The organism is Alistipes montrealensis, from assembly GCF_018362775.1.
Taxonomy (GTDB): Bacteria; Bacteroidota; Bacteroidia; order Bacteroidales; family Rikenellaceae; genus Alistipes; species Alistipes montrealensis.
In genome coordinates, this window is the sequence record NZ_JAGYXY010000003.1 from 467,466 (window position 1) to 479,977 (window position 12,512).

The following is a 12,512-nucleotide window of genomic DNA, read 5'->3' on the forward strand; positions in this document are numbered from 1 at the left end:
CATGACAGAACAACATATTACCCAGACACAGGCCAATAACGAAGAACAGGCCGGGACCATCACGCTGCACGACATCATCCGCATGGTAGTCGCCAACTGGTACTGGTTCGTGCTTTCGGCCGTATTCTGCCTCTGCGCGGCCTACTACTACCTGGCCAGCACCCCGAAAATCTACAACCGCACGGCGACCATCATGGTCAAGGACAGCCGCAAGGGCGGCGATGTCGACCTGACGGCGTTCAGCGACCTGGCCGGTTTCCAGAACCGCCGCAACGTCGACAACGAGGTCTTCATCCTCCAGTCGCGCCGCCTGATGACCGACGTGGTCAAGCGCCTGAACCTGACGATCAACTATTCGATAAGCGAGCGCCTTCGCCGGCGCGACCTCTACGGACAGGCGCCGATCGACGTGAAGTTCATCAACGACAACGACAAGCAGTCGCTGTCGATGGAGATCACGCCGCTCGAAGGCGACAAAATCCGGCTGACCGAGTTCAACGACAAATTCGTCACCAAACACGAGAGCCGCAGCGTCATCACCGCGGCTTACGGAGACACGATCCCGACCCCCGTGGGACAGGTAGTCGTGAATAAGACCCTCTACATGGCCCCCGACTACCTCGACGTTCCGATCCGCGTGAGCAAGAGGTCGCTGAGCCAGACGACCAACGCCTACCGCTCCGCCGTAAAAAGCGACGTGGCCAACAAACAGGCGTCGGTGGTGACCGTTACGATGAACAACACGGTTCCCCGGCGCGCAGAGGACGTGATCAACACCCTGATCTCGGCCTATAACGACGATGCCATCGAGGACAAGCGCCGCGTATCGGTCGCAACGGCTAAGTTCATCAAGGCCCGCCTGGACGTTATCGGGCGCGAACTGGGCGACGTGGACCGCAATATCGAGGATATCAAGAAGGACAACCGGATGGTGGACATCTCCTCGGAGGCCGCGCGCAGCGTGTCGGAGAGTTCGCGGTACAAGACCGAAGGGTTGTCGCTCGAAAACCAGATCAGCGTGGCGGAATATATCCGCGCCTACCTGAACGATCCGAAAAACGCCGGGGAGCTGATTCCGGCAGTAGCGGCGGCGGGAACCAATACGGCCATCGCAAAGCAGATCGACGACTACAACTCGGCCATCCTGCGCCGCGAAAAGCTGCTGGAGAACAGTTCGGACCGCAGCCCCGTCATCCAGGACCTCGACAACCTGCTGGCTGCCGTGCGGCGTTCGATCCTCTCGTCGCTCGACTCGAACATCTCGACGCTCGAAATCCAGCGCGACGCCATGCGCAAGGAGGAGACGCAGGCCAACAACCGGATCTCGACCATGCCTTCACAGGAGAAGGTCATCCTGGGCATCACGCGCCAGCAGAAGATCAAGGAAGAACTGTTCCTCTACCTGCTGAACAAACAGGAGGAGAACCAGCTCAACTACGCCGTAGCCGAAAGCAACTCGCGTTCGATCGACGAAGCCTACGGCAGCAACATCCCCGTTTCGCCCCGTCCGATGATGATCCTGGCCATCGCCCTGATCGTGGGTCTGGCCATTCCGTTCGGCCTGCTCTACCTGATCGGCATGCTCGACACGACCATCCGCGGACGCAAGGATATCGAGGACAACATCAATGCACCGTTCCTGGGCGACATTCCCTTCTATGAAGGCGACAGCAAGAGCGGAATCGTCGTGCGCGAAACAGGCCGCGACGCCCTGTCGGAGGCATTCCGAATCCTGCGTTCGAACATGACGTTCATGGGCGTTTCGGCAGGAACCGACATTCGCACCATCCTCTTCACCTCGTCGGACCCTCACGCCGGTAAGACCTTCGTGGCGACCAACCTGGCGATGACGCTCGCCATGGCCGGGAAGCGCGTGCTGCTGGTCGACCTCGACCTGCGCCGTCACGCCCTGTCGACCCAGTTGGGACACGGCAAGAGCAAGACCGGCATCACGGGCTACCTCGCAGGCACGATCACCGATCCGAACAGCATGATCGAAAATACCGGGTTCCACAAGAACCTCGACGTGATATACGCCGGCATTCAGCCGCCCAACCCGACGGAGATGCTGCTTTCGGAGAAACTCGACAAGCTCATCGCCCAAATGCGCGAGCAGTACGACTTCGTCTTCATAGACAGCACGCCCGCCATGTCGGTGGCCGATGCCATCATCACGGACCGGCTCGCAGACCTCTGTATATATATCGTGCGCGAGGGCGTACTCGACCGGCGCCAGTTGCCCGACATCGAGCGCCTCTACCGCGAGAAGAAGCTCCACAACATGTGCATCGTACTGAACAGCACCCGTGCGCGCCGCCACGGCTACGGATATGGTTACGGGTATGGATACGGTTACGGCTATGGCTACGGCTATGGAGACGATTATCAAGAAGTAAGCTACCGCAAGCGCATCAAGCACTTCTTCCGGTCGCTGGGACGTAAAATAAAGAAATAAGACAGTTATGGCGATTCACGATGCTATAATAGCCCTCGATTTCGACGGCACGGTGGTAACGCATGCCTATCCCGAAATCGGGGAGGACGCAGGGGCCGTGCCCGTACTGAAGGAACTGACAGACAACGGCTGCAAGTTGATTCTCTACTCGATGCGCCACGGAAAACTACTGGACCAGGCGGTGGAATGGTTCCGCTTGCGGGGCATTCCGCTCTACGCAGTGAACGAAAATCCGTCGCAGAAGCGCTGGACCTCCTCGCAGAAGATTCATGCCGACCTCTACATCGACGACTGCAACCTGGGGTGTCCCCTGCGGTTCGTCGACGGAGAAAAACGCCCGGTAGCCAACTGGGAACTGATCCGCGAGCAACTCGTCAAAGAGGGATTCCTGGACTGATGCTTCCAAAACGGGGCGGCCCAACGGCTCCCCGCCGGATAAAAAAAGGAGCGAGACCGATATGGCCTCGCTTCTTTTTTAATTCGCAGAACGGAATTTACGCCCACAAATTCCTGGGATACTTCCCTTCCGCAATCATCTTCTCGATGGCGGCCATCAGTGCGGGTTTGTCCTCCTTGTAGGTCACGCCGTGCCACTGGGCAGCCGAACGAAGCACACGAAGCGTCGCCGTACCGTCACCGATCAGTTTGTTGACCATCGTCGGGATGTAGAACTCCGATTTGATGTTATCCTTGTTGGCCTCGAACCAAACCTTGAAGTACTCCTTCGAGTAGGCGAAGAAATCGGGCGTAAAGCCGAAGAGGTTCATCGAAACGGGGGTATCCTCGGCGAGAGGCTCGTCGGCGCCGTCGTCGTGGAAAACGATCTTGCCGTCGGGCATACGCTCGATCTGCGTGCGCTCGACCATCGAGGTAAGATCGCCCTTTGCATCGACGCCGCAGACACCGCGCGAAACGGTTCCGTTCTCCGAAAGGGTCTTGTTCAAATCGTAGGCAACCATGCAGTAGCTGTTCTTGCTGCTGCCGAGCTGTGCGAGGTAGTCACCGATGGTCTTGTAGGCCTCGGCTCCGTAGAAGTCGTCGGCATTGATCACGGCAAAAGGTTCGTGAACGGCGTCGGCAGCCATCATCACAGCGTGGTTGGTCCCCCACGGCTTCACACGTCCTTCGGGAACCGAAAGGCCCTCGGGCAGGTAGTCGAGTTCCTGGAAAACGAAATCGACGGCGATGCGGCCGCCGAAGCGGTCGGCCGAGAAGACCTCGCGGAACTCCTTCTCGAAGGAGTGGCGGATAACGAATACGACCTTGCCGAAACCGGCGCGGATAGCGTCGTAAACCGAATAATCGATAATCGCCTCGTTGTTGGGGCCGACTCCGTCCATCTGCTTAAGCGACCCGTAGCGGGAGCCCATGCCCGCAGCGAGTACCAGTAATGTAGGTTTTACCATGTTGTTTTTATCTATTATGACGTTAGTTCAAAACATCTACAAAGGTAAAAAAATTAAGCGCGCGCCGCAAAGGATTAATGCATTTTTACCTATCTTTGTAAAATTAACAAAGAGAAATCGTTCCCGACAGAGATGAAATTTCTGAAATCCATACGGGTATGGTGGCGCAGCATGTTCCGTAAACGCCGCTTCAACATGCTCAACGCCACGGATAACTCCGAAGAATGGCACATGCACCTCTCCCCGGCGAGCATCTTCGCAGGACTGGTGGCATTCGTGCTGATGCTGTTTATCCTCACACTGTCGCTGGTGGCCTACTCCCCCGTGCTGGAATTCCTGCCCGGATACCGCACCGAGGCCGACCGTTCGCGCGAAAGCCTCGTGCAGAACATCATCCGGCTCGACTCGATGGAGCGCATGATGAACGACATGCTGACCTACAACGAAAACATCGCCCTGATCATGGAGGGGCGCAGTCCCGTGGTACGCGAACTCGCATCGTCGGACTCGTCGCGGATCAGCAAGGTGCTGGTGATGCCCTCGCACGAGGATTCGCTTCTGAGGGCCCAGATGGAAGGCGAAGGCGAATACGCCATCGCCGGGCAGGGCGGCTCGCGCCGGAAGGTGCGCGAAGCGATCGAGCTGGTGACGCCCGTCGAAGGGATCATCACCGGCAAATTCGACATCAAACAGGGTAACTTCGGCGTAAAGATCGCCGCAACGGCAGCCGACCGCATTGCAGCCATCGACAACGGCACGGTGGTCCAGAGCCTCTGGACTCCCGAAACGGGTTACATCGTGGTCCTGCAACATGCCGGAAACCTGATTTCGATCTACAAAAACCTCTCGCAGTCGCTCGTAACAATAGGACAGACCATTCGCTCGGGCGAACTGATCGGCTACAACGCCGAAGCGGAAAACGGCGAGGTCAAACTCTTCGAATTCGAACTCTGGAACAACGGGAAACCCGTGGACCCCGAGGGGTATATCGTCTTCTGATAAACACATGAAACAACGACTTGCCATACTGGGTTCGACCGGCTCGATCGGCGTGCAGACGCTCGACATAGCCCGTGAAAACCCCGACCGGTTCGAAGTCCGCGTCCTCACGGCCAACCGCAATTGGGAAAGGCTGGCGCAGCAGGCACGGGAATTCGACGCCGACACGGCGGTGATCGCCGACAAGCAATATTACACACGACTGCGCGACGCACTCGCAGACACCGACACCAAGGTTTACGCCGGGGACGACGCGGTGGCGCAAGTCGCAGCGGGAAGCGGAACCGACGTGGTGGTGAACGCCTTGGTAGGTTACGCCGGGCTCGCGCCCACGGTGGCGGCCATCGAAGCGGGCAAGAAACTCGCGCTGGCGAACAAGGAGTCGCTCGTAGTGGGCGGCGCCTACGTAATGCCGCTGGCGCGGGAGCGGAAAGCACCGGTGATTCCGATCGACTCGGAGCATTCGGCGATCTTCCAGTGCCTCGTGGGCGAACGCGCCCCGGTGCGGCGGCTGATCGTCACGTGCAGCGGCGGCGCATTCCGCGACCTCAGGGCCGAGGAATTGGCGAACGTCACCGTAGAACAGGCCCTGCGCCATCCCCAGTGGGACATGGGCGCGAAGATCACGATCGACTCGTCGACGCTCGTCAACAAGGGATTCGAAGTGATCGAGGCTCACTGGCTGTTCGGAACCCCGGCGGACCGGATTTCGGTGCTGCTCCACCCGCAGTCGATCATCCACTCGATGGTCGAATTCGAGGACGGCGCGATCAAGGCCCAGTTGGGCACGCCCGACATGCGCCTGCCAATCAGTTTCGCACTGCTGTTTCCCGACAGGGCGCATCGTCCCGGCGAGCGGTTCAACTTCCTGAACCATCCGCAACTGACGTTCGCCGAAGTGGACCGCGTAAAATACCCGGCGCTGGAGATCGCCTACGACTGCCTGCGGCGCGGCGGCACGGCGGCCTGCACGATGAACGGCTCGAACGAAGTGGCCGTAGCGGCGTTCCTGGCCCGCAAATGCGCATGGCTCGACATCGTGCGCACCATCGAGCACGCCCTGGAACATGCGGCATTCATCCCCTCGCCCACCCTTGCGGACTACGCCGAGGCCAATGCCGAAGCCCGCGCGCTGGCGGCGAAATTCCTTCACCTGTAAACACTTTCCAAAATGGACATTTTAGTAAAAATCATTCAGTTTTTCCTCTGTTTCACCATCCTCATCGGTATTCACGAGTTGGGACACTTCGTCATGGCACGGGTCTTCAAAATCCGCGTCGAGAAATTCTATATCTTCTTCGACCTGGGATTCTCGCTGTTCAAATTCCGGCGGGGCGACACCGAATACGGCCTGGGCTGGCTGCCGCTGGGCGGCTACTGCAAGATCGCCGGCATGATCGACGAGTCGATGGACACGGAACAGATGAAACAACCCGCCAAACCCGACGAGTTCCGGACCAAACCGGCCTGGCAGCGGTTCCTGGTGATGATCGCCGGCGTGGTGATGAACGTCGTACTGGCGGTAACGATCTACATCGGTATCTGCTACACGTGGGGCGACACCTACTTCTCGAACGCCGACGCCAAATGGGGCTATAACTTCAACGAGGCCGGGCACAAACTCGGATTCCACGACGGGGACCGTTTCGTCTCGATCGACGGCGAAGAGGTGGACGATATCAACAAGATCGTCAATGCCCTGATAATCACCGAAGGCGACCGCAGCGTCGTGGTGGAGCGCAACGGACAGCAGGTCGAACTGACCCTTCCGCTCGACGAACTGATCTCGATGCGGCAGCAGAAGGGATACGAAGATTTAATCGCACTGCGCAGGCCCTTCACGGTGGACAGCGTGATGTTCGAATCGGCAGCCGCGCTGCACGTGGGCGACGAAATTGTCGGGATCAACGACGTAGAGGGACTCGACTTCCCGGCCTACCAGAAATACCTGAAAGCATACGCCGGGGATTCGGTGCTGCTCAAGGTACTGCGCGGAGGCGACGTACTGGAGTTGTCCGTACCCTTGTCGGAAGGACGCATCGGCGTCATGACCCAATATCCGTTCGAGGTGCGCACGCAGAAGTACACGTTCTGGGAGTCGATTCCGGCAGGTATCCACAGGACAGGCAAGGTAATCGCCTCCTACTGGGACCAGCTCAAGATGATCGTGCAGCCCAAAACCAAGATGTACGAGGAACTGGGCGGATTTATCGCCATTGGCAGCATCTTCCCCTCGACGTGGGACTGGCAGGATTTCTGGATGAAGACCGCCTTCCTGTCGATCATCCTCGCGGTGATGAACATTCTGCCCATTCCGGGACTCGACGGCGGACATGCGATCTTTACCTTCTGGGAGATGATTACGGGACGCAAGGTGAGCGACAAAGTGCTGGAAGCCGCGCAGTACGTCGGGCTGATCATTATCCTGATGCTGCTGCTCTACGCCAACGGCAACGATATTTACCGGTTCTTCATCAAGTAAAACACGCCGGCCATGCTGATGGGGCACGTCCAGGAGATGATCCAGCGTCTCGCCGTCAACCGGCGCGAGGCGAAGCCCCGCAGCAAGAAGGAGAAACTGCTCGACCTGCTCGCAGGCGAACGGGACGGTCATCCGACCACCCGCCCCGAAACGGACGATACGAACAGGCTGCGCCGCACTTTTTAACGCCGCCGAAAGCACAGGACAACCGAAAGGCCCGGATTTTTCGATCCGGGCCTTTTTTTATGACCGCGCCCAACCGCAGGGAATACCCGGCCGGCCGAAGATATTTCGCCGTTTTGTAATTTTTTTTGTAATTAAATGAAAAAAAAGTATATTTGACCGCAAAGAGACGCTGCGTTCGCAGCCAGGTTAGTGAATGAGAGACGAAGAAACCATGAACAAGGACGGAACATACGAAGGACCGAACGGTTCGGTATGCCGGAATACGGGGGGGGGAAATATACCCGAGTTCTTCCGCACCTATTACGCCATGTTCGTCTCCTTTGCCCGCAATTATGTGCAGAGCCGCGAAGTGTGCGAAGACCTCGTACAGGAGGCTTTCGTAGCGCTGATCGAACAGGGCTGCACCTTTGAAAACGACTACCTCGCCAAAGGGTTTCTCTACAAAACCCTGCGCAACAAATGCCTCAACCACCTGCGCCATGAGCAGATTCGATGCCGCTATGCGGAGTCGCAGGTCGAGCATTACAAACGCGAATGCCGCGAGAAAAAAACCGAAGAATTCTTTATCGACGCCATCGTTCGCGAAGAGTCGTCGCTGATCATCTCGCAGGCGATCGAAAACCTGCCGGCGATGGGTCAGCAGGTGCTCAACATGGCGATAGAAGGCCTCTCCAACCAGGAAATAGCCGATATACTCGGTATCTCGATCAACACCGTGCGCACCCACAAGTCCCGCGCCTACAAAGCCCTGCGCATCGTGCTTTCGAATCAGTGGATGCTCTAAGACCCCGCGCGTTCCGGCGATGAAAATACCGCCGCGAGGTTACGGTTTTACACGCTTCTAACTGATGATCGGATAACTTTTTACATTTTTTTCGCATCCCGTGTCATCCTTTTCCGCTTCCGAAGTGTTATACTAACAGTGTTAGTCGGGAATATCATATCCATGATCAAGGCAGGCAGGCTGCTGGGACGTTTCTTTATATCGAAAACGTCCCCGGCGGAGCGTGAACAGCTCAAACTGCGGCTCAAAGAGTGGAAAAAGGAGGACAAGACGCGCCTTTTCGAAAACATACTCAACGCCGAAGAACTGGAGCGCCGCCGGACGGAACGTGCCGAATGCGACCCCGTGAAGGCCTGGGAGCAGGTTCAGCGCAAACTGGAGGAACGGAAAGACCGGCAGAGGATGAGGCACTACTCCGCAATGATACAAAGCGCCGCTACCGTCGCGGCGGCAGTGCTGATAGCCGCAGGAGCGATTTACTACACGCATGTCGGCTGCCAGAAACGGGTGCTGGCGCAGATCGCGCAGATCAAACCCGAAAACACACACGCGGTACTATTCCTCGCCGACGGCGAGAGCCTCGACCTGCGGATGAAGGATTCCGTAGCGGTAAAGGCCGATGTGGAGATCGTCGGCGAAAACGCACTCGAATACAAACCCCGCAAACGACAGAATCCCAAGGCCGAAGAATACAATACCCTGGTGACGCCCCGCGGCAGCGAATACAGCCTGAAACTGGCTGACGGCACGCAGGTATGGCTCAACGCAGCCTCGCGCCTGCGGTTTTTCACGGCGAACGACGGTGCGGAACGCCGCGTATGGCTCGAAGGCGAAGCCTATTTCGAAGTGGCGCACGACGCCAAACGGCCGTTCATCGTCGAGTCGGGCGGGCAGAGCATCCGGGTACTGGGCACGCGGTTCAACGTCAACGGTTACGACGGCGACCGGGCCATTTACACCACACTGGTCGAGGGTTCGGTGGCGATCACACCGCTTGCAGGCGGCGAGCAGGTGACGCTGCAACCCGGCCAGCAGGCCACATACAGCCGCCGGAACGACGACCAGATAGCCGTCGCGGCCGTGGATACCTCGCAGGCCACGGCGTGGATGACGGGAACGTTTATTTTCAACCGCGCGTCGATCACGGAGATCATGGAGAGCCTCGCCCGCTGGTACGATTTCGAATTCGAGGTGTCGCCGCTGCTCGACGGACTGCGCTTCAGCGGCCAGTTCCCGCGGTGCGAAGAACTCGATAAAATACTCACGATCATCGCATCGACCGGAACCGGCATGCAGATCGACTACGACGGCAAGCAAATCACGCTGAGATAAGAAAATACCCTTTTAAACAACTAAATTATGACGCAACCTCTACAAGCGAAAAAACGAAAACTTCCGGAAAGAGCCGCTGCGCTGCGCTGCCTGCGGCCATTGGTATTCCCGGCAGTCGTTTCAGTTCTGTTTTCCATGAGCCCCGGCGAGCTGTTTGGACAAGGAACCCACGAACGCGAGGATTTCGTCCGGAATAACTGCCGCACAATATCCGCAGGCGCTGCGGAAGCGAGTTATTCGGGTGAAGAACTACGCAGACTGCATCCGACGAATCTGCTCAAAGCCATACAACTGATCGACCCGTCCGTCTGCGGGACGGACCCCGATGAAAAATACGGAGCGGACCCGAATGCCGCTGCTGCCTCGATGAGCCTCCAGGGTACGAAATCGCTGCCCTGGAAGATGAGCAGCACGGACGCCCTGCCGCTGATCATCGTCGACGGCCACGCCGAATCGATCGACCGTTTGCAGGACTTCGACATCCTGCGCGTTGAAAATGTCACGCTGCTCAAGAATGCAACGGCAACGGCGATCTACGGCGTGCGGGCCGGAAACGGGGTGATCGTCGTCAATACGAAGATTCCGGAGCCCCACAAACTGCGCCTGACCTACAACTTCGACGGCAGTTTCCAGAAAGCGAACCTGCGGAGTTTCGACCTGATGGACGCGAACCAGAAACTCGCGTGGGAGAAGCGCATGGGAGCCTACGACGGAAACGAAGCGCTCTACAACCAGCGGATCGCCGACGTGAAGGCCAATGGCTCGACCGACTGGCTCGACATTCCGGTACGCACCTCTTTTTCGCACCGCCACCGCGTGATGGTCGACGGCGGCGACAGCAGCCTGCGTTACCGCGGCACGCTGTACATGAATCCCGTCAAGGGCGTGATGAAGGGTTCGAAGCGCACGATGTACGGCGCCTCGGCATTCATCGGCTACACGACCCGTTCGCTCCAGATTTCAAACGAACTGAGCGTCGACATGGCCGACGCATCGGAATCGACCTACGGGCCGATGTCCGGCTGGGCGCAGATGAATCCCTATTACACCCCCGCAGACGAACGTGGCAAAGCGTACGATATCCTGGGCGAAGGAACCTTCAGCGAACAGGAATCGCCGCTCTACGAGACCTCGCTCAGCAGTTTCGCCGAAAACAAAATCGCACGCGTGAACAATAACCTGACCGTACGCTGGATTATAGACAACCGTTTCAGCATCGCCGGGCAGTTCAACCTCACGCAGGACCACGACAAGCGGTCGGAGTTTACCTCGCCGATGTCGCTCCTGTTCAAGGATTACACCATCGACGAAATCGACCAGAAGGGCCGCTACCGCATCGTCCGCAACCGCCTGGCTTGTTACCAGGAGCGGCTGTGGGCCGACTACCGCCTCGAACGCGAGCGCCACACCCTGCGCGCAACGCTCGGCATGGAGGTCTACTCGGCAACGATGACCGACGACGCTTTCATGGGCGTAGGCATGTCGAGCGACCACATGGACTACGTCTCCTTCGCACAGCGCTACACCCCGGGCCGCCCCGAGGGAACAGAGACCTACGAGCGCGTGATGAGCGGCTACGGAATCGTTTCGTGGAGTTTCGACGGCAAGCTCTTCGTCGATCTCTCGGGCCGGCTGGACAAGTCCTCGATGCTGGCTCCCGACAAGCGCACGGCGGGTTCCTACGGACTGACTGCCGCCTATGACCTGAAAAAGGCCCTGATCGAAAATTCGGAACTGATCGGCAAACTCACCCTGACGGCCGGATACGGCAGTACGGCGGGCTACCAGTTCGACTACGGATTCGTCAATCCGATGTACAGCTATGACACCAGCAATCCCTACCTGAACGGCATGGGAACCGCAAAGCCTTACAACCAGGGGCTCGTGGCGCTGTTCCATACCAACTACTACAACCCCGCACTGAAATGGAAGGCGACACGGAACGTCAACGTCGGCGTAAGCGGGCGCATCAGCACCGTCGACATAGCCGTAAAATACTATAACACACTGTCGAAGGACGTATTGACGTTCGAAGAGCAGAGCACCGCCTTCGGCCCGGGACACCGCTTCGCCAACAGCGGCGCGATCCGCAATTCGGGGCTGGAATTCCTCGTATCGGCCGGGATACTCCGCAACCGCAGCGGCGTCGATCTGACGCTCTTCGCCAAAGGCGTCGTCAACCGCAGCAAGATCACCGAACTGCCCGACTACGCATCGACGCTGTACAACAACAACAGTTTCGCACAGCGTTACTACGGCGGCATGGCCGAAGGCGACGCAGCGGACGGCATCTACGCCCTGCGCTCGGCAGGAATCGACGCCGACACCGGACGCGAAAAATTCTACCTGCGCGACGGTTCGGTATCGGAGACCCCGACGGCAGCCGACCTGGAATACCAGGGCAGCATGACCCCGAAACTGCGCGGTACGTTCGGCGCAACGGCGGCCTACCGCAATTTCGATTTCGCAGCGGTGTTCTCCTACTCGCTGGGCGGGAAGTATTACGACGTTTACACCCAACAGGCCGTGGACCTGGCAGGTTACGGCGTCAACGTCCCGAAGGCCGCCGAAGGCAAATGGAGCCCCTCGAACAGGAACGCCGCCTATCAGGGCATCGACAATGCGGTCGATTACGCGTCGTCGCGCTTCGTCTCGAAGCGTAACATACTTTCGCTCTCGTCGCTGCGCATCGGCTACGCCTTCCCCCGAAAAATCGCTTCGGCAATGCGCATGCAGGGGCTGAAAGTGAGCCTCACGTGCGACGACCTCTGGTACTCCTCGTCGGTAAAGACTCCGCACGGACTCTACTACCCTTATGCCTCCAGTTTCATCCTCTCCCTCCAGGCAACTTTCTAAAACAAGCGAACA

General features: G+C 58.3%; 10 protein-coding genes. 9 read left to right on the plus strand and 1 reads right to left on the minus strand.

All coding sequences use genetic code 11. From position 1 onward, the window contains the following. Nucleotide 1: 1 nt before the first annotated feature. Entirely contained in the window at nt 2-2,455 is a 2,454-nt protein-coding gene (locus tag KG007_RS08115; RefSeq protein ID WP_213348068.1) for a GumC family protein, read from the plus strand. Nucleotides 2,456-2,462: 7 nt separating this feature from the next. Continuing rightward, a complete protein-coding gene (locus KG007_RS08120) occupies nt 2,463-2,852 on the plus strand; it encodes a hypothetical protein (protein ID WP_213348070.1) in 390 nt (129 codons plus the stop codon). A 97-nt stretch (nt 2,853-2,949) separates the two neighbouring features. Here KG007_RS08120 and KG007_RS08125 read toward each other — a convergent pair whose 3' ends face one another. Further along, nucleotides 2,950-3,861, minus strand: coding sequence for a nucleotidyltransferase family protein (locus KG007_RS08125; RefSeq protein ID WP_213348072.1), 912 nt, complete (start codon nt 3,859-3,861; stop codon nt 2,950-2,952). A gap of 132 nt (nt 3,862-3,993) precedes the next feature. Between KG007_RS08125 and KG007_RS08130 the strand changes: the two genes are divergently transcribed. From KG007_RS08130 to KG007_RS08160, 7 genes are all read left to right on the plus strand, one after another. Next, the gene (locus KG007_RS08130) at nt 3,994-4,860 is read left to right on the plus strand and encodes a murein hydrolase activator EnvC family protein (RefSeq protein ID WP_213348074.1); all 867 of its coding nucleotides are present in this window, start codon (nt 3,994-3,996) and stop codon (nt 4,858-4,860) included. 7 nt (nt 4,861-4,867) lie between these two features. Next, on the plus strand, nt 4,868-6,019 hold the full coding sequence (locus KG007_RS08135; protein WP_213348076.1) for a 1-deoxy-D-xylulose-5-phosphate reductoisomerase: 1,152 nt from the start codon (nt 4,868-4,870) through the stop codon (nt 6,017-6,019). Between the two features lie 12 nt (nt 6,020-6,031). Next, nucleotides 6,032-7,342: an RIP metalloprotease RseP gene (rseP, locus tag KG007_RS08140; RefSeq protein ID WP_213348078.1), complete on the plus strand. Its 1,311-nt coding sequence runs from the start codon at nt 6,032-6,034 to the stop codon at nt 7,340-7,342. Between the two features lie 12 nt (nt 7,343-7,354). Then, nucleotides 7,355-7,528 (plus strand): hypothetical protein, encoded by a 174-nt coding sequence (locus tag KG007_RS08145; protein WP_213348080.1) that lies wholly within the window; start codon nt 7,355-7,357, stop codon nt 7,526-7,528. Between the two features lie 193 nt (nt 7,529-7,721). Beyond that, nucleotides 7,722-8,312, plus strand: a complete 591-nt coding sequence (locus KG007_RS08150) for an RNA polymerase sigma-70 factor (RefSeq protein WP_249413281.1) — start codon at nt 7,722-7,724, stop codon at nt 8,310-8,312. A gap of 162 nt (nt 8,313-8,474) precedes the next feature. Next, nucleotides 8,475-9,644, plus strand: a complete 1,170-nt coding sequence (locus KG007_RS08155; RefSeq protein ID WP_213348082.1) for a FecR family protein — start codon at nt 8,475-8,477, stop codon at nt 9,642-9,644. A 135-nt stretch (nt 9,645-9,779) separates the two neighbouring features. After that, nucleotides 9,780-12,500, plus strand: coding sequence for a TonB-dependent receptor plug domain-containing protein (locus KG007_RS08160; RefSeq protein ID WP_213348084.1), 2,721 nt, complete (start codon nt 9,780-9,782; stop codon nt 12,498-12,500). Nucleotides 12,501-12,512 lie beyond the last annotated feature (12 nt).